The organism is Sphingomonas sp. NPDC019816 (assembly GCF_050274375.1).
Lineage (GTDB): Bacteria > Pseudomonadota > Alphaproteobacteria > Sphingomonadales > Sphingomonadaceae > Sphingomonas.
This window is the reverse complement of the sequence record NZ_JBNNOB010000004.1, coordinates 21,687-43,517: the sequence shown is the minus strand read 5'-3', so window position 1 is coordinate 43,517 and position 21,831 is coordinate 21,687. Positions and strand designations below refer to the sequence as shown.

Genomic DNA, 21,831 nt, shown 5'->3' with positions numbered 1-21,831 from the left:
TCGTCTCCGAAAGATCAGTGCGTTGGATAGAGGTCGCGATAAACGGGTGCGGCCAGGTCGGTGACCGGCACACCGCCGCGCGTGTGATGCAGGGTGACGAGGCGCACCGGCTCGATGGTGTTGCCGGCCGCGCCATCGCTGGTGACGGCGAGCGCCAGGGTGTTGCGGCCGCGATGATGCAGGACGCCTTCCGGGATGGGGAAGACCCGCTGCGGCCCGACATTGGCCACGAACTGGCCCATGTTCCATCCGTTGACGAAGATCAGCACGCGGTAGCGGGTCGGCGAGCGGGGCGTTGTGGCGTCCCCGATCTGAAGCCCGATGGTCGCATCCTCGCCCTTGGCAACGGAGAGGTCGAAGTCGGTGCGATACCAGCTGGTGCCGGCATGGGGCCGGGCTTCGCCCAGCGTCACCTGTTGCCAATCGGCGTCGGCGAAGCCCGGCAATGTCCAGCCCATCCGCTCGCCATACAGGCCGCCATTGTTGCTGGGGCCGCGCGCGACATCGCGCAGGTCCTCGCCACCCGCACGGCCCTGGATCTTCCAGGCGATCGGTACCGCGAAGCTCTCGCCCCCCGGCCGATCGAGCGAGACGGATATCAGGCCGCGTGGTTCCTTGTGCGCGTCATCGACGTCCAAGTCCCAGTTATGGCCGTTTACCCGCACCATCGCCGCCAGCACATGCTCGCCCGGCGCCTGGGCCGCGGCGGGCAGATCGAACGCCGCAACCCCGGTCGTAATCGGTCGGGGCAGGCCGCCCGCCAGCACATGCTGGCCGACCAGCTTTCCATCGAGGAAGAGTTGCAGCATGCCCGCGCCGCCCGCGCCGTAATGCATGGTGACGGTCCGTGCCTCGGCCGAGCCGGTGAAGCGCCCGCGATACCAGACATCGCCGTCGTGGAAGCCATAGGCATCGGCCCCCAGGTTGGGCTGTCCCGTCGGTGGTCGAATGGTGGCGACGTTGCGCGCGCGCCCGGCGACGGTCCAGCCGCTGTCGTCAAAATCCGCCCGCGCCTCGGGCGAGCCCGGCGCATAACGCCACGTCCCCGCCATCAGGTCGGGCAGGGGGAGATCGCCGGGGCCGGGCAGGGGGCGCCTGGCGACAAGGCTGCCGCTCGGTGTGGAGGTGACCGGCACCGCCTGCCCGTTCCAGCGTACCGAACGGATCGTCGCGGACCCCCAGATTTCGAGCGGTGCCGCGGCCTCGGTATCCCCGGTCAGGTCGAGCATGCCGCCGCGCACCGTGGCGCGGCGAACCAGCGCCGGTCCGCGCTCCAGCAGGCCGTCCTGCCGGAAGAAGGACTGGCCGGCGGCCACATCGCCGATCAGCAGCAGCAACGGCGCCCGGCCGCCGCCCTCTATGCGCACGCGGGCGAGGCCGCGATGCGTATAGGTCAGGCGAAGATCGCCCCGCGCGGCATCGAAGTCGCTGGCGACCTGTCCGTCGATCACCGTGACCTTGGGCGCGGTGGCATAGCGCAGCATCGTCTCACCCGGCTCTCCGCTACGGCCATAGAAGAGCGCGACATCCTCCGCGCCGTGACGGATCGAGGTTTGCAGTTCCGAGGTGGAATAGACCAGACGCTGGCGTTCGAGGTTCACCCCCGCCACCAACAGCTTGGCGTCGCGGCCATGCAGTTCGCTGGTAAAGCTGTAGCGCCCATCGGGCAGGTCGGCCGTGACCGTGAAACGTGCGTCGCCGGTCGCATTGGACGGCTTGGGCGCGACGAACAGCAGGCGCGCGTCGGTGTCGGGATTACGGTCGTGATAGACCTGCACCGCGTCGCTGCCCGCAATGGTGACGGGCGGCGCCTTCTCCAGCCGGGCCAGATCGGGCACGGCGGCGAGGAACTGGCCGATCTGCTTCAGCTCCAGCGCCTTGGGTCGCAGGTTGCGCGCCTCGTCGATCGCCGAGCCATAGTCGTAGGAGGTATAGACCACGGGCGCGGGCAGCCAGCCCCAGCTGGTGCCGCCATAGCCCATGTAAATGCTCTGGATGGCGATGCCGTTGGCGATGTTGGTGCCGTAGAAGACCCGCTGATAGCCGCTGCCGCGCTGGATCGCGTTGCACGGATACATGCCGTTCGACCCCCAATAGTCGAACCAGCCGCCGCCGAATTCCGCGATGAAGCCGGGCGTCCTGGGCGAGGCGCTGGCACCGCCCTTCGCGCCGCCGGGGCCGTACAGGCCCCAATCGGGGGCGGGGGCGCCGCGCGTGGGCTTATTGTCGACACCGCACACGCCGCCGGGATAACCGTCGAACGCATAGAGTTCCTGCGGCCCCTCGACCGTCAGCGGCACGTTCGAGCTTTTGGGCACCCAGTAGCCGTTGCGCCCCTGATCGTTGTGGAACATGGGCACGGTGATGCCCTGGCCACGCGCCTTGTCGTACAGATGCCGCATATAGCGGCTCTGCGCGGGCGTGGTGAGCGCCAGTTCGTTTTCGATCTGGTGAAGGATGACGGTCCCACCGCGCCCCAGCTGGTGGCGCGCGATGATCGGATTGATGCGGCCCAACCACTCGTCGACCGCCGCCAGATATTCGGGATCGTCGGTGCGCGCCTTGCCCGACTGGTTGACCAGCCATCCCGGAAAGCCGCCCCGCGACAGCTCGGCGTTCACATAGGGCCCGGCGCGGGTGATGACATATAGCCCTTCCTCCTGCGCCATGGTCAGCAACCGGTCGATGTCGCGGATGCCGCTGAAGTCGTACACGCCCTGTTTCGGGCTGTGGAATCCCCAATCGATATAGATGGCGACGGTGTTGAAGCCGCTGGCCTTCATCTTCTGGAGGATGTCGCGCCACAAATCGGGCGAGGGCAGGCGGAAGGGGTGGAATTCGCTCGACCAGATCAGCGTCGGCTTGCCGTCGATGCGCAGCGAATGGCGGTCGAAGGTCACGCGCGGTGTCGGATCGGTCGGCGCGGCCTGCGGCATGGCCGCCCCCGCCAGCAACAAGGCGGCGATCATGCTCATGCGAAATGGAACATCGGCGTCAGGGGCGCTTCGACCGGGCGATTGCCCGGCTGCACCTCCATCAGATCGGCCATATAGTCCCACCAGCGCTGCATGACCGGCTGACCCGGCAGCATGTCGCGCCGGTCGTCGGGGCGTAGCCGCAGAACGGCGAACAGGGCGTTCGTCTCTTCGTCGAGGAAGATCGAATAGTCGTAGATACCCGCCTCGCGCAGCGCCTCGGCGAGATCGGGCCAGATCGTGTCGTGACGGCGGCGATATTCCTCCGCCATGCCGGGCTTCAGCATCATGCGAAAAGCGATGGGCTGGCTCATGCGTCGTCTCCGGGGATGTTGAGGCCGTGGCGTCGGGCGAAGGTCGCGAAGCGCGCGAGCCAGGGATGCGGCTTGCCATCCGCGTCGATCAGGCGGGGGCCGTGCCCGCCCGTCTCCACGATGTGCAACTCGGCGGGGCGGGGCAGGGCGTGGACCGCCTGGAACATCGCGATGCTGTTGGCGACCGGGACGACCGGATCGTCGGCGGCATGGCCCAGAAAGGTCGGCGGCATGTTGGCTGGCAGGTTCAGCTCGGCGGAATAGCGCGCGGCCTGCGTCGCGTCGGCATCGCGGCCGAGCAATTCGCGCTTCGACTGGCCATGGGTGAAGGCTTGGGTCATCGTGATGACCGGGAAGAACAGCCCGACGACTTGAACGCCGGTCGCCTGCGCGTCCGTCGCATCGACCGGCCGATAGGTCGCCAGCATCGATCGCGCGGCGAGGCGCGCGGCCAGATGCCCGCCGGCCGAAAAGCCCATCGCCGCGATATTGTCCGGGTCGATCCCCCATTCGCCGGCCCGCGCGCGGATCACGCGAAGCGCGCGCTGCGCATCCTGAAGCGGTGCGTCCGGGCCCGCCGCCCAGCCGTCATGCGGCAGGCGATAGAGCAGGTCGAACGCGGTGACCCCTTGCCCGGCGAACCAGCGCGCGACGGGGGACGGCTCACGCCCGACCGCGACACGGGCATAGCCACCGCCCGGGATCAACAGCACCGCCGCACCGGTCGGCCTGGCGGCGGGGCAGACGGTGAGCATCGGCGTGGCGACATGCGGCCAGGCGATGTCGTCGGCGGGGCCGGTGGCCGAACGCCTGACGAAGCCGTCGCTGACCGGCGGGGTCGGCATGCCCGGCGGGGTCGCGGGCCAGATCGGAAAGCGCTGCGCGGGCGAGGCGGCCATGGCGACGCGCGGGGCGGCGGTCAGCGATAGTCCGGCGGCGATCAGGGTTCGGCGGTCGAGCGTCATCGTCAATTCCCCGCAGGTCGTTCGCTGCTGCGCATGGTGCTGGCCGCCACATCGACGGTCTCGGGGGCTGGCGGCCGGCCCGCGTCGAAGGCAGTCAAGTCGCGTCGCACGAACCCCGCCAGCGCCGGGATCGCCCGCATCCACTCCGCCACGTCGCGTGCCAGGACCCAGGCGCCGTAATTGTCGTGATGCGTCGCATCCCGGCCCTGGTCATTGAACGCGAGCGGCGCACGCGCCGGGCCCAGCGCCTCGTAGAAGCGGACCGAGTCGGCGTTCAGGTCGATCACCGGCACTCGCTCCTCGGTCCCGACCGCGCGGACGGCGGCGGGATAGTCGCCCAGGGTCGGCCGGATATGCCCGTCCGCCGTCCACTGCCGCCGCTCGGGCGAGGTGACCAGGATCGGCGTCACCCCCCGGTGCCGAAGCTCGGCGATATACGTGCGCAGATAGGCGGGGTAGGTCGTCGCGGCATCGGCATGGGTTTGCGGCCACTGCACCTTCTGGTCGTTATGGCCGAACTGGATCATCGCGAAATCGCCGGGCTTCGCGCTGGCCAGCACCTTGTCGAGACGCAGTTCGGTCAGGAAGGATTTCAGCGTCTCGCCCGACTCCGCATGGTTGGCGACCGCGATGTCCGGCGACAGGAACACGGGCAGCATCTGACCCCAGCTCGCGGCCGGCTCGGCGGGCTGATCGGTGACGGTGGAATCGCCCAGCAGGAACAGCGTCGGCACGGTCGCCGGCGCGATCGTCACGCCGCGCACGGCGGGGGCGGGGCCGATGATTTCCAGGGTCAGCCGGTCGTCCCAATTGAACGATCCGATCTCGCGGGGCTTCAGCCGCACCGCATGGCCGCCCGGCGCATTGGCGGGCGGCGGAGTCAGGGCGGGCGTTCGGACATTGACGACGAACCGGCGCGTCACGATCTCGCCTGGCTTGGTCCGCACCGCCGCCAGCATCAGGCGGCGGCTCTCCGCCTTGATCGTGGTATCGCCCGCGCGGGCCGGATCGCCCAGTGTCACGGTCACCGCATAATTGCCGGGCGGCACCGCGACCGAGAAGAGATGCGGATCGGCCTCATACCCATGGTCGCGGTCGAAGCGATGATCGGCGGGAACCCGGACGGCGCCAGCTTCCCTGACATCGTCCGCCAGGACGAAGCGGCGCGTCGGGCTCGGGTCCGGGGAGCGATCCGGCGCGGGGGACCGGGCCCCGGCGGACGTGGCCATGCCCAGCGCCAGCGCCACGATCAGCCGACGCATGCCGGCCCGCCGGCGGGCGTCATACGGGTCAGGGCGGGGCGATTCTTCACGATATGGCGGGCGATCGGCAGATCGGTCTTCGCCAGCCCGCCCGCGACCAGATCGGCGATGCGACGCGCGCCCAACTCGCTGAAATGAGTGTCGTCGTCGACGGCGTCGGTATAGCCGGGCAAGCCCTCGCCCTTGGCATAATGCAGGTAATAGACCCGCGACCCCTCCAGCCCCTGTCGATCGATCCAGCGTTCGGACAGTGCCGCCAGGTCGATCAGCGGAACGTGCTGTTGGGCCGCCACGCGCCTGGCCGCCGCCGAATAGGTCGGGAAGCTGGGGACGACATGCCCGTCCTTGAACGCGCGGCGGGTGACCGGGGTCAGCAGGACGGGCCTTGCGCCGGCGTCGCGCGCCACGGCGATGAAGCGCTTCAGATTGTCTTCGTAATCGGGGATCGGCGTATAGCGTTCGGCCTTGGCCTGATTGGCATCGTTATGGCCGAACTGGATCAGCAGCGTATCGCCCGGCCGCAGGTCCCGGGCGATGGCATCGAGCCGCCCCTCCGCCATGAAGCTCTTGGTGCTGCGTCCACCGATCGCCCGGTTCACGACGGTGACCTCCGGCCCGAAGGCGCAGCGGATCATCGAACCCCAGCCCGACAGCGGATATTTACCGGGCTTATAGTCCTGCGCGGTCGAATCGCTGGCGATGAAGACGCGCGCGGGCGGCAGGGTTCGGGGAGCGGCGCCGGCGGACAGAAATGGCATGGATGCCATCAAAAGCCCGACAGCCGCCAAATGACGCTTCGCCATGCATCCCCTCCCTCGCCATGTCACGGACCTCCGACGATCCGCTTTCCCGAACTATGCGCGTATATCCCACATAGTGCAAGTGACGTTTGGCATTTGGGATGGAATTACCGACGATCCTTTTCCCGCCATCCCAAATCCCGGCTGATCGCGTGCGCGGTGCCCAGTACGTCGCTGGTCAGCGCCGTCATGCGTTCGTCCGCCATATATTGCGCCGCGCTCGACACGCTGATCGCCGCGACGATCCGGCCGCTGGCGTCACGGATCGGGGCCGCGACGCAGCGTATCTGATCCTCGTTTTCCTCAAGGTCGTAGGCGATGCCGGTGTCGACATAGCCACGCATCCGATCCAGCCACACGTCATAGTCGGGCGCATTGGCGTCGCCGCTGCGCTCCTCGTCGAAACGCTGGCGCCATTGCCGGGCATCGTCGTCCAGCATCAACGCCTTGCCCAGTCCGGTGGAGGTCATCGGCTGGCGGTCGCCCACCCGGCTGGAGATATCGACGCGGCGGCGGCCGGGGATCTTGTCGAGATACAGCGCGCGGTCCCCGTCGCGTACGCCCAGATGCACCGTATCCTCCGACGTGGCGGCCAGCGCCTCGATATGGTCGCGACCGATCTGGACGACATCGGCCTGTTGCTGGGCCAGGAAGCCCAATTCCAGCAGCTTCGGCCCCAACCGGTAACCCTGGCGCGGCGTGAAGATCAGGAAGCGCCGGTCGATCAGCGCGCTCGCCAGCCGATGGGTCGTACTGCGCGTCAGGCCCAGCCGCTCGGCCAGTTCGGCCAGCGCGATCGGGCGGTCGGCGACCTCGTCGATCAGGTCCAGGCCGCGCAGCAGGGTCTGGCTGCCGGTCGGGCCCTTGGTTTCGCCCGCGTCGGGCTTGGGGGATTTGGCGGATGCGGGCATGACGGGACTCTCCTGATACGCGACGAAATTTGTCGGTCCGTATCATATTGTGGAAGTGTTTGCCTGTCCCGAGCCGAGCTGTCGAGGGCAAAGCGTCGGGCGATCAGCGGGTTTGCGGCCAGAACGATGTTTCGCGCGCCGTGATACGGGTGACATCGTCGAGGACGACGGGCGCGCGTGCGTCATCGCCATCATGGTCCAGCGTCAGTCGATCGACGCGCAAGCCATCGACATGCCGTGCCCAAAGGCCCCAGGCGGGCATGGTGCCGAACATGCTGGGTTCGGGATAGGCGTGCGCCAACTCCTCGGGCAGACGCGCGGCGTCATCCCCGGTGCCGCCGCCGCGATAGTGGAGCGATACGCGTGCGACCGTCACGTCACGGATCGGATGCCCCGTCAAACCGGCCAGGATCAGCGGATAGTTGTGGTCGATTCCCGTCGCGACGATATCGTTCAGCATGATCCCCCGCATCGCGCCGACCGGCACGCCCGCCGGCCCGCGCCCGCGATGGCCCAGCCGCAGGAAGACCGGGGCGCTGGTCACGTCGTGGAGGGTCAGGCGGCGTGCGATGACGTCCTCCATCACGCCGCCATCGACCGTCTCCAGCGCCAGGCCGCGCGACCGTTCGAAGCGGCAATCCTCGATCAAAATATTGCGGAAACCGCCATTGCTCTCTGTCCCGATCTTGATCCGCCCGGTCGGGCCATCGCGGTCGGGGGCGAACCACCGGCGCGTGCCATAGGTGCCGTCGAGCATGGTGCCGCGGTCATAGCCCGACACGATACAGTCGCGGATGACGATGTCCTCCACCCCGATGGGCCGCCCCATGGCAAGGCTGCTCTTGATGACGATGGCGTCGTCATTGGGCGTGTTGACACGACACCGCGTGACGCTGGCATGGCCTATGCCGTCCAGGTCGATCCCGTCACGCTCGCTGTCGATCGTCAACCGGTCGATGGCGATTCGGGTGCACCCGGTCAGCAGCACCGCGATATGCCCGCCGCGATCGATGGTCAGCCCCTCCAGCACGACGCGGTGACAGTCGCGCAGGGCGATCGCCTTGTTGCCTTGCCCCCGCATCGCGTCGATCTCGGGTTCCAGCGCGGCGATGGCCTCGGCGCTCATGCCGCGCATCGACAGCGGGCGCTCGCCCGTCTGCGCCCGCCAGCGCGAACCGGGGCCGTTGCGGGTCAGGCCGATGCCCTCGATCCGGCCGGGGCCGCCAATGGCGATGTCGTGCAGTCCGTCGCCCCAGATCAGGCTGTTATGCCAATGGCTGTGGCCGAAATCCTGATAGAGCTGCGCCCCGCGCGGCTCGGGATCGTCATAACGCCCGCCATGACGGGCGGGATCGGCCGCCTCGATCACCGCACCCTCGGCCAGCCAGAGCGCGACGCCGCTCGCCAGCCGTATCGAAAAGCACAGATACCGTCCGGCGGGCAGCACCACCGTGCCGCCGCCGCCGCGCGCGACCTGGGCGATGGCGGCATTGATCGCATGATGATCCAGCGTCCGCCCGTCACCCCGCGCCCCGAGCCGGCGCACGTCGAGCGACTGCCGGGCATGGACCGGCGCTCCGGCGATGATGCTCAGGGGGCCGCCTTCGCCACCTCGACGGCATAGACCTGGTTCCCGCCATGCATGTTGGAGCGGAAGACCAGCCATTTGCCGTCCGGCGTGAAATTGGCGTTCGGCTCCAGGCGGTAATCCTGCGCCTTCATGTTGACCAGCTTCTCCGCCGCGAAGGTGCCCGGCTGGATCAGCGTGTCGGCGTCGGGCGCGCGAATCCCCGCCACGTCGGGAATGGTGCGTGGATGGAAGAGGTACAGCCATTTGCCATCGGGCGCGTGGGCGACCATCTCGCTGTCGCCGCCATCGCCGGAGAACAGCTTGCCGTCCGGCGAGCTGTTGAAATGCACCGACCATTCGTTGCGGTTCAGGTGATACCAGGTGCGCTTGCCGGTCGCCACATCATAGCCCGCGACCCAGAAATCCTCGCCGCGCGGGGTCTGCAGATCGTACCAGACGGTGCGGCCGTCATGGCTGAACCACTCATGCCCGGCTATCTCCATGTTCATGGTGCGCGTGTGGATCTTGCGCGGGCTGTCGCCCGGCCGGTCGATGCGCATCAGCCAGAGCCGGTCGACCTTGTGCCACGGCCCTTCATGGCAGAACATCAGCAGGCCCGGATCGGTCGGCGAGAATTGCAGATGGTTCAGCCAATCGGTCGCGCGGTGGACGATGCGCTTCTGCCCGGTGCGGGTATCGATGACGAACATCGCCATGGGTACGCGCGCGTCCAGCCGCTCGTTCATCCGCACTTCCTTGGCCTCGGCATAGGTCAATGCCTTGCCGTCGGGGCCGGTCGCCCGGTAATCCGCCTGATCGTAGCGCTGGTCCTTCTTGGCGAACAGCGCCAGCGTATCGGAGGCGGCGTTCGGATCGGTCTCCACGCCGCCCAGCAGCGTCTCGTCGGCGTTGATCGTCTGTATGTCGCCTTGCGCGATCGTGGCGACCTGGCGCACCTTGCCGCTGTCGATATCGGCGGCCCAGATCGTCTTGGCGCCCCGCCCGTCCGCCATCTGCGTCTGGTAATAGACGGTGCGGGTGCGATGTCCGGTGAACAGCAGGCGGAACGGCCCCGCGATCGGCACGATGGTCGTCAGCGCCCGGGTCTTCAGATCGACCGCGGCGATGCCTTTCGGGGTCGAGATAAGCAGCTTGTCGTCCTGCGGGGTATAGCCGTTATAGTTGAAATACAGGCTGGAACTGCCCGGTTCGTCCGACAGGCGGACGATGCGATGCCCGGTGTCGGGATCGATCCATTCGCGCGGGGGCGACGTTTCCGCCGCCATGATGGCGGATGGAACCGCCATCAGCGCCAATATGGCCGCGCGAAGCGTCATTGCAGGTTCACGAAGGCGCCGCCGTCGACCAGCAGCGCCGCGCCGGTGACATAGCGCGCCATGTCGGATGCGAAGAAGACGGCTGGCCCCGCCATGTCCTCCGGCACGCCCAGCCGGCCGAGCGGCACGCGGCCCTCCATGTATTTGCGCTTCCCCTCGTCGGCGAGGTCGTCCTTGTTGATCTCGGTGAGGATGGTGCCGGGGAGGAGCGAGTTGCAGCGGATATTGTGCCGCCCCAGCGCGATCGCCGCCGACTGCATCAGCGAATGCAGCCCCGCCTTGGTCGGGGTATAGTGGGTCTGATACTCGCCGCCGACCAGCGCCGAGATGGACGATACCGCGATGATCGACCCGCCATGGCCCTGCTCGACCATCTGCCGCGCCGCCGCCTGGCACATATAATAGCCGCCGTGCAGGTTGACCCGCATCGTCCGCTCGAACGTCTCGACCGGCATGTCGAGAAAGCTGTGGAACGGACAGATGCCGGCGTTCGACACCATCACATCGACCTTGCCGAACGCCTGCACCGCGCGGGCGATGAAGTCGGTCGCGGTCGCCGGGTCCGCGACGTCGCCCTGGATGGCGACCGCGCGGCGGCCATGCGCCTCGATCCCCGCCACGCATTGCGCGGCGCCGTCCGAATCGCGCGCATAGTTGATCGCGACATCGGCGCCATGCTCGGCCGCGCCGATGGCGATCGCACGGCCGATCCCCGTCGAGGCACCGGTGACGACGACGGTTTTACCTTCCAGCAGCTTCACGGCCTTGCTCCTCGTCCTGTTCGTTCGCTCACTTTGCCAGCCGGTTTTCTCAAAACAACCGATTGACGTTCAGAGTCTCAACAATTAGCATACTATTCCATAAAGTGAGAAAGTAAAGCCGGGAGGAAGGGATGCGGGGCGGTTGCCAGGCGGTGCGGGCGAGCGAGGGTGGGCGATGACCCTGTCGCGTATCAAGCACGTTCGCGCCTTTGTCGCGCGCGGGGCGGGGGCGGATTATCACGATCAGGGCGCTGGCCACTGGATCGACGATCACATCGCCACGCCGATGAGCCGCTACCCTGAATATCGCCAGTCGCGGCAGAGCTTCGGCATCAACGTGCTGGGCACCCTGGTCGTCGAGATCGAGGCGGAGGACGGCACGATCGGCTTCGCGGTCACGACCGGTGGCGAACCCGCCGCCTATATCGTCGAGAAGCATCTCGCCCGCTTCCTCGAAGGTCGCTCCCCGGTCGAGGTCGAGAAGATCTGGGACCAGATGTATTTCTCGACCCAATATTACGGCCGCAAGGGCCTGGTGGTGAACGCCATTTCCGGCGTCGACCTGGCGTTGTGGGATCTGCTCGGCAAGCTGCGCGGCGAGCCGGTCTATCATATGCTGGGCGGCGCGGTGCGCGACGAACTGCAATTCTACGCTACCGGCGCGCGGCCCGACATCGCCAAGGAACTGGGCTTCATCGGCGGCAAGCTGCCGCTCCATCACGGCCCGGCCGAGGGGCTGGAGGGGATGGAGAAGAACATCGCGCTGCTCGCTGACATGCGCAGCCGTTGCGGCGACGATTTCTGGTTGATGTACGACTGCTGGATGTCGCTCGATCTCGACTATGCCACTCGCCTGGCGCATCGCGCATGGAACGAGTGCGGGCTGAAGTGGATCGAGGAAGCGCTCTCGCCCGACGACTACTGGGCCTATGCCGAGCTTCGCAGGAAGGCCCCGCCGGGCCTGCTGGTCACGACCGGCGAGCATGAGGCGACCCGGTGGGGATTCCGCATGCTGATCGACATGGGCTGCTGCGACATCATCCAGCCCGATGTGGGTTGGTGCGGCGGCGTGACCGAGCTCATCAAGATCGCCAACTATGCCGATAGTCGCGGCGTGATGATGATCCCGCACGGATCGTCGGTCTACAGCTATCACTTCGTTATCACCCGGCACAATTCGCCCTTCGCCGAATTCCTGATGATGCACCCCGGCCCGACCGAGGTGGTGCCGATGTTCGCGCCGCAGCTGCTGGGCGAGCCGGTGCCGCAGAACGGCCGCATCCGCGCCAGCGCGCTCGACAAGCCTGGCTTCGGCGTCGAGCTGAACGCCGACGTGCCGTTGCATCGCCCCTATACCCATTGAGGATGTTCGCATGAAACTCTGCCGCTATGGACAAAAGGGCGCGGAAAAGCCCGGTCTGGTCGATGCCGATGGCCGCATCCGCGACCTGTCGGGCGTGATCGACGACGTCACTCCCGAGACACTGACGCCGGAGGCGCTGGACCGCCTGCGCGCCGTCGATCCTGAAACCCTGCCACTGGTCGAGGGCGATCCCCGCTACGGCGTGCCCGTCGCCGGGATCGGCAAGTTCATCGCCATCGGCCTCAACTATGCCGATCATGCGGCGGAATCCGGGTTGCCGGTTCCGCCCGAGCCGATCTTCTTCACCAAGGCGATCTCGTGCCTGACCGGCCCCAACGATCCGGTGATGATCCCGAAGCACGCCGAGAAGACCGACTGGGAGGTCGAGCTGGGCGTCGTGATCGGCAAGACCTGCCGCTATGTCGAACAGGCCGACGCGCTGGACCATGTCGCCGGTTACGTGCTGGCCAACGACGTGTCCGAGCGCGCCTTCCAGAAGGAACTGGGCAGCCAGTGGGACAAGGGGAAGGGGTGCGACACCTTCGGCCCGGTCGGCCCCTGGCTGGTCACGGCGGACGAGGTGGGCGACTGCCAGGACCTCGACATGTTCCTCGACGTCAACGGCCGGCGGATGCAGACCGGCAACACCCGGACGATGATCTTCCCGGTCGCGGAATGCATCGCCTATGTCAGCCGTTTCATCACGCTGCATCCGGGCGACCTTCTCATCACCGGCACCCCGCCGGGCGTGGGCGAGGGGCAGAAGCCCGACAAGATCTTCCTGAAGGCGGGTGACACGATGCATCTGGGCATCGCCAAGCTGGGTGAACAGCGCCAGACCTGCATCCCCTTCGCGATGGAGTTGCCCGCGTGACCATTTTCGCGGGGCGTTTCGCGGGGCGATCCGCGATCGTGACGGGGGCGGCGTCCGGCCTGGGCTGCGAAGTCGCACACCGCATCGTCCAGGAGGGGGGCTCGGTCGCCCTGTGGGACGTGGACAGCGACAAGCTGACACGGGCCGCCGCGCATGTCGGCGCCGTGCATCACGCGGCGTTCGACATTTCCGACCTGGCGTCGGTCGAGCGCGCGACCGCCGCCAGCGTCGCGGCGCTGGGCAAGGTCGACATCCTGATCTGTTCCGCCGGCATCACCGGCGCGACGGCCAGCGTCGAGGATTATCCGGTCGACAGCTGGCAGCGGGTGGTGGAGATCAATCTGAACGGCGTCTTCTACTGCTGTCGTTCGGTGGTGCCCCACCTGCTGGCGGGCGGCTATGGCCGGATCGTCAACGTCGCATCGGTCGCGGGCAAGGAGGGCAATCCCAACGCCAGCGCCTATTCGGCGACCAAGGCGGGGGTGATCGGCTTCACCAAGAGCCTCGGCAAGGAGCTGGCGGGCAAGGGGGTCATCGCCAACGCGATCACGCCCGCGACCTTCGAAAGCCCGATCCTCGCGCAGTTGCCGCAAAGCCAGGTCGATTACATGCGCAGCAAGATCCCGATGGGGCGGCTGGGTCAGGTGAGCGAGACGGCGGCGATGGTGTGCTTCATGGCATCGGAAGAGTGCAGCTTCACCACCGCGTCGACCTTCGACACATCGGGTGGCCGGACGACCTTCTGATGATTCCGTTCGTCGACGCACATATCCATCTGTGGGATCTGGGGCGGTTGCGCTATCCGTGGCTGACCCCGCCCTTCGCCGATGACGGGCCGAACGGCTCGGTCGAGGCGATCGCGCGCACCTATCTGCCGGCCGATTACCGGGCGGAGATGGCGCGGTGGAATGTCGTCGGCGCGGTGCATGTCGACGCCGGGGCGCATCCGGGTGACGCCCTGGCGGAGACCGGATGGCTGGAAGGGCTGGCGGAACGGGACGGGCTGCCGAGCGCGATCGTCGCCTTCGCCGCGCTCGACGATCCTGATCTGGACGTCGCGCTGGCGGCGCAGGCCAGCCATCCGCGCGTCCGGGGTATCCGGCATATCGTCAACTGGCACGGCGACCCGCGGCGGACCTATACCCCGCATGATCTGACGCGAAGCGACGCGTGGCGGCGGGGCTTCGCCCGGCTCGCGGCCCATGGTCTGTCATTCGATCTGCAATGCTATCCGGGGCAGATGCCCGCGCTCGCCCCGCTGATTGCCGCGCACCCGGACATTCCGGTCATCGTGAACCATGCCGGCATGGCGGTGCCCGGCGATCCCGACGGCATGGCCGAATGGCGCCGGGGGCTGGGCGCGCTGGCGGCGTGTCCGCACGTATCGGTCAAGCTGTCGGGCTTCGGCTTTGCCAGGCGCGACTGGACGCCGGGCTTCGTGCGCGACACGGTCCGTACGCTGATCGACCTGTTCGGCGTCGACCGCGCCATGTTCGCCAGCGACCTGCCGACCGACCGGCTGTTCGGCGGCATCGATGCGCAGATGGAAGCGTGTCACGCCGCCGTCGCGGATTTCGGCGAAGAGGATCGCCGCGCGCTGTTCGGCCGCAATGCCGACCGCATCTATCGCTTGGGACTGGGCCTCTGACCGCGCCACGCTATTCAGACAAGATCATGGGAGTTTCCGACATGTACGACCGCACCTACTACGCCACCCATCCCGACATGATGGAGTGCGTCTCCAACGACGAGCTGCGCGACCGCTATCTGATCCCGAACCTGTTCCGGGACGGCGAATGCGTCCTGAACTATACCCATGCCGAGCGTTTCGTCATCGGCGGCGTCGCTGTGACCAACACGTCAGTCAAGCTGCCGGATCAGGCCGAGCCGGCATCGGCGGCGGGGCACCCCTTCCTCGAACGCCGGGAACTGGCGATCGTCAATGTCGGCACGGCCGAAGGCACCGTGACCGTCGATGGCGAGGTCTTCAGCTTGAGCAACAAGGACTGCCTGTATGTGACGATGGGCGCCAGAGAGGTCGTGTTCGACGGGCAGGGCGCACGCTTCTATCTGGCGTCCTGCCCGGCGCATAAGGCGTTCCAGACCCGCAAGCTGGGCATCGCCGACGCCAATGCGCTGGAGCGCGGCAGCCTGGAGGAATCCAACGAACGCACCATCTACCAGCTGGTGATCCCCGGCGTCTGCGACAGTGCGCAGCTGGTCATGGGCCTGACCGTGCTCAAGCCCGGCAGCGTGTGGAACACGATGCCCCCGCACATCCATGAGCGCCGCAGCGAAATCTATTTCTACTTCGAACTCGACAATCTCCAGGCCGACCGCGTCATGCACTTCATGGGCGAGGGGGAGGCGACCCGCCACATCGTCGTCCAGAACGAGGAAGCGATCATCTCGCCGCCCTGGTCGATCCATATGGGCGCGGGCACCAAGGCCTATGCCTTCATCTGGGCGATGGCGGGCGAGAATCAGGACTATACCGACATGAACGTCCTCGACATCTGCCAGCTGGCGTGAGCGCCGTGAACAATCCCTTCGATCTTTCGGGACGTGTCGCGATCGTCACCGGCGCCAATACCGGCATCGGCCAGGCGATCGCGGTCGCCCTGGCGGCGGCGGGCGCCGATATTGCCTGTGTCGGGCGCACGCCCGCGCAGGAGACGGTCGAGACGATCCGGGCGCTCGGCCGCCGGGGCGAGGTCGTTTCCGCCGATCTGTCGACCATCGAGCCCGTGGGCCGCATCGTGGCGGAGACCCTCGACACGCTCGGGCGCCTCGACATCCTGGTCAACAATGCGGGGATCATCCGCCGCGCCGATGCGGTCGACTTCACCGAGGAAGACTGGGACGCGGTGGTCGACACGAACCTGAAGTCGGCGTTCTTCCTCGCCCAGACGGCGGGGCGGCACATGATCGGGCAGGGGCGGGGGCGCATCATCAACATCGCCTCCATGCTGACCTTTCAGGGGGGCATCCGCGTACCCAGCTACACCGCGTCGAAGTCGGGTATCGGCGGACTGACGAAGCTGCTCGCCAATGAATGGGCCCGGCACGGCGTCACGGTCAACGCGATCGCGCCGGGCTATATCGCGACCAACAATACCGCCGCGTTGCAGGCCGATGCGGCGCGCAACACCGCGATTCTGGACCGCATCCCGGCGGGGCGGTGGGGCGACCCCGCGGATCTCGGCGGCGCGGCGGTCTTCCTGGCGTCCGATGCCGCCGCCTATGTCCAGGGTCATATCCTGGCGGTCGACGGAGGCTGGCTGGCCCGATGAGCGCGCGGGTGCTCACCTTCGGCGAGGTCATGCTGCGACTCTCGCCGCCGGGCCGCGAGCTGCTGATGCAGACGCCCCGGCTCGACATGTGGGTGGGCGGGGCCGAGGCCAATGTCGCGACGCAGCTGGCGCGGCTGGGCATGGATGTCCGCTTCGCCAGCTGCGTCCCGGACAATGACCTGGGTCGCGGCGTCGTCGCCACCCTGCGCGGACACGGGGTGGACGTCAGCGGCATCCATCATGCCGGCGACCGGATCGGTCTGTATTTCGTGACGCCGGGCGCCGGTTTGCGGGCGACGGACGTATTGTACGATCGCGCCGGTTCCGCCTTTGCCGAGGCGCCGGTGGAAAGCTGGAACTGGGACGCCCTGTTGGACGGTGTTTCCCGGTTGCATCTGTCGGGCATCACGCCCGCGCTGGGACCGTTGCCGGCACGATGCGCGCTGGCGGCGGTCGAAGCGGCGACCGCGCGCGGCGTCGCCATATCCTTCGACGGCAATTGGCGCGGCAAGCTGTGGGCCCGCTGGGGCGGGGATGCGCGGGCGATCCTTTCGGGGATCGTCGCGCATGTCGATCTTCTGTTCGGCAACCACCGCGACATCGCGCTTCTGCTGGGCCGTGATGACGTTGCGAACGATCGGCCGGACAGCGCGCGTGCGGCCAGCGAAGCCGCCTTCGCGGCGTTTCCGCGTCTGCGGACGATCGCGTCGACGGAGCGAAGGGTCGAGCATGTCGACCTCCATCACCTGTCCGCCCGGATCGACACACGCGACGATCAGGTGCAGACGGAGGCCGTGACGCTCGCCGGCATCGTCGACCGGATCGGCGGGGGCGATGCCTTTGCCGCAGGCGTGCTTTACGCGCTCGAACGCGGCGAGGAGATCGCCGACGCCGCACGTACCGGTCTGGCGCTGGCGGTACTCAAGCATTCGCTGCCCGGCGACGCGTCGCTGTTCCGGCAGGCGGATATCGACGCTTATCTGGCCGAGGGGTTCGACGTCCGGCGCTGATCGCCCGGCGCCGCATGCCGGCGCGCCGGCTGCGATCGGCTATTCCAGGCCCAGCGCGACGCGGTCGGCGGTGGCCGCTGCCAGTTCGGCACGCGCCGCCGCGATCCGCGCCTGCGCGTCGATCAGGCGGACGCGCGCGTCATTCGCGGTTTCCTCGCGCTGGTTGACCAGGAAGAAGTCGCTCGACCCCAGTTCGAAGCGGCGGCGCTCGGCGGCGGCGAGCCGCTCGGCGAGCTGGCGCTCCTGCTCGGCGATGGTGGCGAGCTTTTCGGCGGCGGTGACGCCGATGGTGATGCCCTCCACCTCGACCGCGATCTGATCGCGCAGGAAGCGGCCGCGCGCCGCCAGCGCATCCATCTCCGCGCGCGCCTCGACGATCTTGCCCTTCGCCGCGCGGTTCTGAAGCGGTACCGAGAAACGGAAGCCCACCGCCGCCTCCAGCGGCGTGCGTGAGGCGCCGCCAAGTCCGACCGGGCCGACATCCTTGCCCACCTCGCCGCGCAGGTCGAGGCGCGGGCGAAGGTCGTTCTGCGCCAGCGCCAGCCGTGCCGAGCCCTGGTCGATGCGGGCGAGCAGGACCTGCAGGTCGGGCCGCCGCTGGGCGAAATCGCCGCGCGCCACCGCCGCCACGCCCGCCAACGCTTCCGCATCGGCCGGCAGCCGCTCGGCGCCGACCGTCAGCGGTTCGCCGTTGGCGTCGCGATAATAGAGCGACAGGGCATTGGCCGCCGTCTGGAAATCGCCCTCCGCCCGGACCACCAGCGCGCGGCGGCGGACGAGGTTCTGGTCGTTCTCGGCGATCAATATGTCCGGCCGCGCGCCCAGTTCGACCTGCCGCGTCAGGCCGCCGCGACGGCTTTCCGAAAGCTGGAGAAGATCGCGATAGGCGCGCAGGCGCAGACCCGCCGCGACCCAGTTCTGATAGGCGTCGATCGCGCGCCGCTGCACGCCGATGGCCACCGCCTGCCGCTCGAACTGCGCGATGTCGATATCGCCCGACGCCAGGGTGCGGCGCGTCCGGCGCTCGTCGATCAGGCGGTCGCGCAACAGCGAATACAGCGCCCCGACCTTCACCTCGCCCAGGCGATTGGTGTAATTCTGATCCTCATAGATGGGGAAGTCGCCCCGGCTGACGCGGTAACCGCCATAGACATAGCCGCCATTGTCACTGAGCGGGCGGGTCGCGCGGGCGGACGCGACGGTGCCGTCATAATAGCCGAGCGCGCGCGAGCGGCCATCGGCCTCGAACACCGTGTCGAACGCGCCGTCGGCGGTGATCGCGCGTCCCTCGGCCGCGCGGATCTTCGCCAGGGCCTCGACGATCTGGGGCGCGGCGCGGGCGGAGGCGCGCAACACCTCGTCGAGGGTCAAGGGGGCCGAGGTGGATAGGGGTGCCGGCGGCGGCGGGTTGGCGCGGATGCGTTGCGCGCTCGCCGGCGCGTCGAGAACGGGGACGAGGAGCAGCGCGGACATGAGGAGCAGCGGCCGGATCATTTCGGCTTGCCCGCCTTGGCCGCGATCTTGCGGTCGCTTTCCTTGTCCGCGCTCGCGCCGCCATCCTTGTCGGCGGCCCCTATCCCGAATTCCAGCGGGAAGTCGTTGAGCTGGCGCCAGAGTTCATAGCCGACCGTGACGGTTTCACCCTGCACCCAGCCATAGACCTTGCCGCCCAGCCGGACGAAGCGCCGCTCCGGCCAGGCGGGCTTGCCGGGCATGGGTTCGACCAGGATGCGGAACAGGCCCTGCGCATTGGCATTCGGATCGATCGAGCGGACGCGTCCGTCGAAAAAGCCATAGGCGACCGACGGCCAGCCGCTGAACTGGATGGCGGGCCACCCCTCGAACTCCAATCGGACCGGGCGGCCGGGGCGCAGCAGGGGCACGTCGCGTCCGTCGATCATCAACTCGACCGCGCGCTCGACCTGTTCGGGGGCGACCACCGCCAGCGTGGTGCCGGCCGACACATAGGCGCCGCCCGTCGCGGCGTTCAGATTCTGGATGCGGCCGTCGCGCGGGGCGCGCACCAGCTGCGCCGACTGGCGGTTGAGCTGAACGTCGATGCGGTTCAGTTTCGCGCGCGATTCCGCCAGCTTGGCGCCCGAGTCCGCGACCTTGATCTGCGCCTGTTCGTAATCGCGGCGTGAGGCCAGCCCTTCGGAGAAGAGCTGCCGGGTACGATTGACGTCGATCTGCGCGACCGCCTGCGACTGGCGGACCGAGGCGATCTCGGCCTCCACCTGCGCACGTTCGGCCGCCAGGCGCGACAGCAGGTTGGGATCGAGGTCGATGATGCGGGCGATGGGGTCGCCGCGCTTCACATGCTGGCCGTCATGGACATACCAGCGCTCGACCCGGCCGGGGACCAGCGCGGTGACGTCCTGCGCGCGGTCCTGCGGATCGAGCGAGACGACCTGCCCGCGTCCCTGCGCGGTTTGCAGCCAGGGGACGAAGAACAGGATCAGCCCGGCGACCACGACCCCCACCGTGACCATCCAGGCGATGGCGACGGTGACGCGGGGCGGACGCAGCGACGCGAGCGTGCGGAAGTGCGCGAGATGTTCAGGCTGATGCGACATCGGCGCCCTCCTGGCTGTAGGCGGTCTGAAGATCGGCCAGATCGTCGAACCGGCGCTGCCGCGTCAGGCCCAGATAGATATATCCGTCGAGCGTCAGGTCCTCCGGCCGGCCGGTGCACAGCAATACGGTCGTGCCATGCGCCTTGAGCTGGCGCAGCGCGGCCAGCAGCCGCTCGGGCGGCAACAGGTCGAACAGCTGGCCCAGCAGCAGCAGCTTGGGCCGGACCAGCAGCGCATTGGCGAGCTTGAGCGCCATCGTCTCGCCGACACTGAGCGGATAGCCGGTCGAACCGAGCGGCGTATCCAGCCCCTGCGGCAGGCTGGCCAGACGCCGTTCCAGGCCGACCGTCGCCAGCGCGTCCATCGCCGTCTCGTCCAGGTCCTTCGCGGCGAGACTCAGATATTCGCGGACCGTCACCTCGACGATGGTGGAACGGTCCAGCACCGTCACGTCCGAGCGAAGCCGATACATGTCGAACGACCCCGGATCGCCGCCGCCGATGCGGATAAGGCCGCGCTCGGGCACGGCGTGCCGCTTGAACAGCATGGCCAGGCGACGCTCCATGCCCGGCTCCGCGACCGCGACGAGCTGTTCGCCCGCCGCCAGCGTCAGGTTCAGATGGGCCTCGTTGAACGTGACGTCGGTCAGTGTCACCGCGCCGTCGCGCGGGCCGTTCCCGCCATGCACCGGTGTCTCCTGCGGTATGCCGAACAGCAACGACATCTCCTCGGAGCTGGCGACCAGGTCGTAGAAGGTGTCGAGATACCAGCCGAACTGGGAAATGCCGTAGAAGACACCCGACAGGATCAGCTCGGCGGCGACCAGCTGGCCCAGCGACAACTGCCCGCGCAGGATCAGCATGCCGCCGAGCAGCAGCAGGCCGGCGCTGGCGAAGGCATAGATCAGCAGGAAGGCGATCGTCTGCGCGAACTGATATCGGAAATAGCGGCGATGCGTCGCGACATAGGCGGCTGTCATCGCCTCCGACCGGTCCATCGCGAAGTTCAGGTGCCGCGCCGACTTGTAGAAGCCGTTCGATCCGCCCACGCTTTCCAGCCAGTCGGCGGCATTGTGCTTGGCATGGCTCAACGCGACCGCCCCGCTGATCGCGCCGCGCCGCCACAACAGCCAGACGAGCAGGATGGCCGCCACCAGCACCGCGTTGAAGGCCAGGAAGACCGGGTGGTAGAAGCTGGTGATGGTCAGTCCGATCACCGCCTGCAACACGATGGTGAAGGCGCCGATGATCAGGCTGGGCACCGACTTCTGGACGACGACCAGGTCGAAGAAGCGATTGAACAGGTCACCGCGCTTGCGATCGGCGAAGAACGGGTCCTGCGCGTGCACCGCGCGCAGCGTGACTTCGGCCACAACGCGCGCAAGCAGGCGACGCTCGAACACCGCCATCACCCACACCCGAAGCGCGCTGAGCCCGGCCACCAGCAGCAGCAGGACGAGAAGCACCCCGGACAAGGCCCATAGCGGCGCGGGCATCGCCGTGTTCGCCACGCTGTTGATCAGCAGCTGGACCGAGATGGGCGTGGCCAGGGCCAGCAGGCTGATCGCGATGGTATAGACGATGCCGAGCCGCACATAGGCCCCATCCGGGCCTATGATCTGCGACAGCCAGCCCAACGCATCCCGAAACCCCAATCGTTCCGCCGCCAAGATCGTCCCCTTTTGCGCTCAAGGCCCGCCGCGTCGCCCGATAGCGCCGCCGCCGCCCGTCCACGGACCGGATATACTGATCCATGTGATATGGGTGTACCGACATATCATGCGCGATGCCAATCGGATTTGACACGACCCGGCTATAGGC

General features: G+C 67.8%; 19 protein-coding genes. 7 read left to right on the top strand and 12 right to left on the bottom strand.

Features of this window, described 5'->3' with window-relative positions; all coding sequences use genetic code 11:
• Positions 1 to 14: 14 nt before the first annotated feature.
• The 9 genes from ACQKJZ_RS01360 to ACQKJZ_RS01320 form a co-directional block, all read right to left on the bottom strand.
• Positions 15 to 2,975 (bottom strand): beta-galactosidase, encoded by a 2,961-nt coding sequence (locus ACQKJZ_RS01360; protein ID WP_427729737.1) that lies wholly within the window; start codon positions 2,973 to 2,975, stop codon positions 15 to 17.
• Entirely contained in the window at positions 2,972 to 3,289 is a 318-nt protein-coding gene (locus ACQKJZ_RS01355) for an L-rhamnose mutarotase (protein ID WP_427729736.1), read from the bottom strand. Before ACQKJZ_RS01355 ends, ACQKJZ_RS01360 begins: the two co-directional genes overlap by 4 nt.
• Positions 3,286 to 4,254, bottom strand: a complete 969-nt coding sequence (locus ACQKJZ_RS01350) for an alpha/beta hydrolase (RefSeq protein WP_427729735.1) — start codon at positions 4,252 to 4,254, stop codon at positions 3,286 to 3,288. The genes ACQKJZ_RS01355 and ACQKJZ_RS01350 overlap by 4 nt, the downstream gene beginning before the upstream one ends.
• A gap of 2 nt (positions 4,255 to 4,256) precedes the next feature.
• Entirely contained in the window at positions 4,257 to 5,516 is a 1,260-nt protein-coding gene (locus ACQKJZ_RS01345; protein WP_427729734.1) for a rhamnogalacturonan acetylesterase, read from the bottom strand.
• Positions 5,504 to 6,319: a rhamnogalacturonan acetylesterase gene (locus tag ACQKJZ_RS01340; RefSeq protein ID WP_427729733.1), complete on the bottom strand. Its 816-nt coding sequence runs from the start codon at positions 6,317 to 6,319 to the stop codon at positions 5,504 to 5,506. The genes ACQKJZ_RS01345 and ACQKJZ_RS01340 overlap by 13 nt, the downstream gene beginning before the upstream one ends.
• Before the next feature lie 104 nt (positions 6,320 to 6,423).
• The gene (locus tag ACQKJZ_RS01335) at positions 6,424 to 7,227 is read right to left on the bottom strand and encodes an IclR family transcriptional regulator (RefSeq protein ID WP_312489702.1); all 804 of its coding nucleotides are present in this window, start codon (positions 7,225 to 7,227) and stop codon (positions 6,424 to 6,426) included.
• A 103-nt stretch (positions 7,228 to 7,330) separates the two neighbouring features.
• The gene (locus ACQKJZ_RS01330) at positions 7,331 to 8,773 is read right to left on the bottom strand and encodes a rhamnogalacturonidase (RefSeq protein WP_427729732.1); all 1,443 of its coding nucleotides are present in this window, start codon (positions 8,771 to 8,773) and stop codon (positions 7,331 to 7,333) included.
• A 44-nt stretch (positions 8,774 to 8,817) separates the two neighbouring features.
• Complete coding sequence (locus ACQKJZ_RS01325) at positions 8,818 to 10,134, bottom strand: oligogalacturonate lyase family protein (RefSeq protein WP_427729731.1); 1,317 nt, start codon at positions 10,132 to 10,134, stop codon at positions 8,818 to 8,820.
• Entirely contained in the window at positions 10,131 to 10,895 is a 765-nt protein-coding gene (locus ACQKJZ_RS01320) for an SDR family NAD(P)-dependent oxidoreductase (RefSeq protein WP_427729730.1), read from the bottom strand. Before ACQKJZ_RS01320 ends, ACQKJZ_RS01325 begins: the two co-directional genes overlap by 4 nt.
• A gap of 175 nt (positions 10,896 to 11,070) precedes the next feature.
• On the opposite strand from ACQKJZ_RS01320, the gene rhmD reads away from it, so the two are divergent.
• The 7 genes from rhmD to ACQKJZ_RS01285 are packed head-to-tail and all read left to right on the top strand — an operon-like array spanning position 11,071 to position 17,435.
• Positions 11,071 to 12,258 carry an L-rhamnonate dehydratase gene (rhmD, locus tag ACQKJZ_RS01315; protein ID WP_427729729.1) on the top strand — a complete coding sequence of 396 codons (1,188 nt, stop codon included), beginning with the start codon at positions 11,071 to 11,073 and terminating at the stop codon, positions 12,256 to 12,258.
• 10 nt (positions 12,259 to 12,268) lie between these two features.
• Complete coding sequence (locus ACQKJZ_RS01310) at positions 12,269 to 13,132, top strand: fumarylacetoacetate hydrolase family protein (protein WP_427729728.1); 864 nt, start codon at positions 12,269 to 12,271, stop codon at positions 13,130 to 13,132.
• Complete coding sequence (locus ACQKJZ_RS01305) at positions 13,129 to 13,878, top strand: SDR family NAD(P)-dependent oxidoreductase (protein WP_427729727.1); 750 nt, start codon at positions 13,129 to 13,131, stop codon at positions 13,876 to 13,878. The genes ACQKJZ_RS01310 and ACQKJZ_RS01305 overlap by 4 nt, the downstream gene beginning before the upstream one ends.
• Positions 13,878 to 14,780 (top strand): amidohydrolase family protein, encoded by a 903-nt coding sequence (locus ACQKJZ_RS01300; protein WP_427729726.1) that lies wholly within the window; start codon positions 13,878 to 13,880, stop codon positions 14,778 to 14,780. Before ACQKJZ_RS01305 ends, ACQKJZ_RS01300 begins: the two co-directional genes overlap by 1 nt.
• A 41-nt stretch (positions 14,781 to 14,821) precedes the next feature.
• A complete protein-coding gene (gene kduI, locus ACQKJZ_RS01295; protein ID WP_427729725.1) occupies positions 14,822 to 15,664 on the top strand; it encodes a 5-dehydro-4-deoxy-D-glucuronate isomerase in 843 nt (280 codons plus the stop codon).
• Between the two features lie 5 nt (positions 15,665 to 15,669).
• Positions 15,670 to 16,425 carry a 2-dehydro-3-deoxy-D-gluconate 5-dehydrogenase KduD gene (gene kduD / locus ACQKJZ_RS01290; RefSeq protein ID WP_427729724.1) on the top strand — a complete coding sequence of 252 codons (756 nt, stop codon included), beginning with the start codon at positions 15,670 to 15,672 and terminating at the stop codon, positions 16,423 to 16,425.
• Positions 16,422 to 17,435, top strand: a complete 1,014-nt coding sequence (locus ACQKJZ_RS01285; RefSeq protein WP_427729723.1) for a sugar kinase — start codon at positions 16,422 to 16,424, stop codon at positions 17,433 to 17,435. Before kduD ends, ACQKJZ_RS01285 begins: the two co-directional genes overlap by 4 nt.
• A 39-nt stretch (positions 17,436 to 17,474) precedes the next feature.
• Here ACQKJZ_RS01285 and ACQKJZ_RS01280 read toward each other — a convergent pair whose 3' ends face one another.
• From ACQKJZ_RS01280 to ACQKJZ_RS01270, 3 genes are read right to left on the bottom strand one after another with little or no spacing between them, the layout of a single operon-like run.
• The gene (locus ACQKJZ_RS01280) at positions 17,475 to 18,929 is read right to left on the bottom strand and encodes a TolC family protein (RefSeq protein ID WP_427729722.1); all 1,455 of its coding nucleotides are present in this window, start codon (positions 18,927 to 18,929) and stop codon (positions 17,475 to 17,477) included.
• Positions 18,926 to 20,011, bottom strand: a complete 1,086-nt coding sequence (locus ACQKJZ_RS01275) for an efflux RND transporter periplasmic adaptor subunit (RefSeq protein ID WP_312490519.1) — start codon at positions 20,009 to 20,011, stop codon at positions 18,926 to 18,928. Before ACQKJZ_RS01275 ends, ACQKJZ_RS01280 begins: the two co-directional genes overlap by 4 nt.
• Positions 19,995 to 21,680 carry an ABC transporter transmembrane domain-containing protein gene (locus ACQKJZ_RS01270; RefSeq protein ID WP_427729721.1) on the bottom strand — a complete coding sequence of 562 codons (1,686 nt, stop codon included), beginning with the start codon at positions 21,678 to 21,680 and terminating at the stop codon, positions 19,995 to 19,997. The genes ACQKJZ_RS01275 and ACQKJZ_RS01270 overlap by 17 nt, the downstream gene beginning before the upstream one ends.
• Positions 21,681 to 21,831: the final 151 nt, after the last annotated feature.

Coding starts and splice junctions, on each gene's coding strand:
- ACQKJZ_RS01360 (WP_427729737.1), bottom strand. CDS start 2,975: ATGAGCATGATCGCCGCCTTGTTGCTGGCGGGGGCGGCCATGCCGCAG.
- ACQKJZ_RS01355 (WP_427729736.1), bottom strand. CDS start 3,289: ATGAGCCAGCCCATCGCTTTTCGCATGATGCTGAAGCCCGGCATGGCG.
- ACQKJZ_RS01350 (WP_427729735.1), bottom strand. CDS start 4,254: ATGACGCTCGACCGCCGAACCCTGATCGCCGCCGGACTATCGCTGACC.
- ACQKJZ_RS01345 (WP_427729734.1), bottom strand. CDS start 5,516: ATGCGTCGGCTGATCGTGGCGCTGGCGCTGGGCATGGCCACGTCCGCC.
- ACQKJZ_RS01340 (WP_427729733.1), bottom strand. CDS start 6,319: ATGGCGAAGCGTCATTTGGCGGCTGTCGGGCTTTTGATGGCATCCATG.
- ACQKJZ_RS01335 (WP_312489702.1), bottom strand. CDS start 7,227: ATGCCCGCATCCGCCAAATCCCCCAAGCCCGACGCGGGCGAAACCAAG.
- ACQKJZ_RS01325 (WP_427729731.1), bottom strand. CDS start 10,134: ATGACGCTTCGCGCGGCCATATTGGCGCTGATGGCGGTTCCATCCGCC.
- rhmD (WP_427729729.1), top strand. CDS start 11,071: ATGACCCTGTCGCGTATCAAGCACGTTCGCGCCTTTGTCGCGCGCGGG.
- ACQKJZ_RS01310 (WP_427729728.1), top strand. CDS start 12,269: ATGAAACTCTGCCGCTATGGACAAAAGGGCGCGGAAAAGCCCGGTCTG.
- ACQKJZ_RS01300 (WP_427729726.1), top strand. CDS start 13,878: ATGATTCCGTTCGTCGACGCACATATCCATCTGTGGGATCTGGGGCGG.
- kduI (WP_427729725.1), top strand. CDS start 14,822: ATGTACGACCGCACCTACTACGCCACCCATCCCGACATGATGGAGTGC.
- ACQKJZ_RS01285 (WP_427729723.1), top strand. CDS start 16,422: ATGAGCGCGCGGGTGCTCACCTTCGGCGAGGTCATGCTGCGACTCTCG.
- ACQKJZ_RS01280 (WP_427729722.1), bottom strand. CDS start 18,929: ATGATCCGGCCGCTGCTCCTCATGTCCGCGCTGCTCCTCGTCCCCGTT.
- ACQKJZ_RS01275 (WP_312490519.1), bottom strand. CDS start 20,011: ATGTCGCATCAGCCTGAACATCTCGCGCACTTCCGCACGCTCGCGTCG.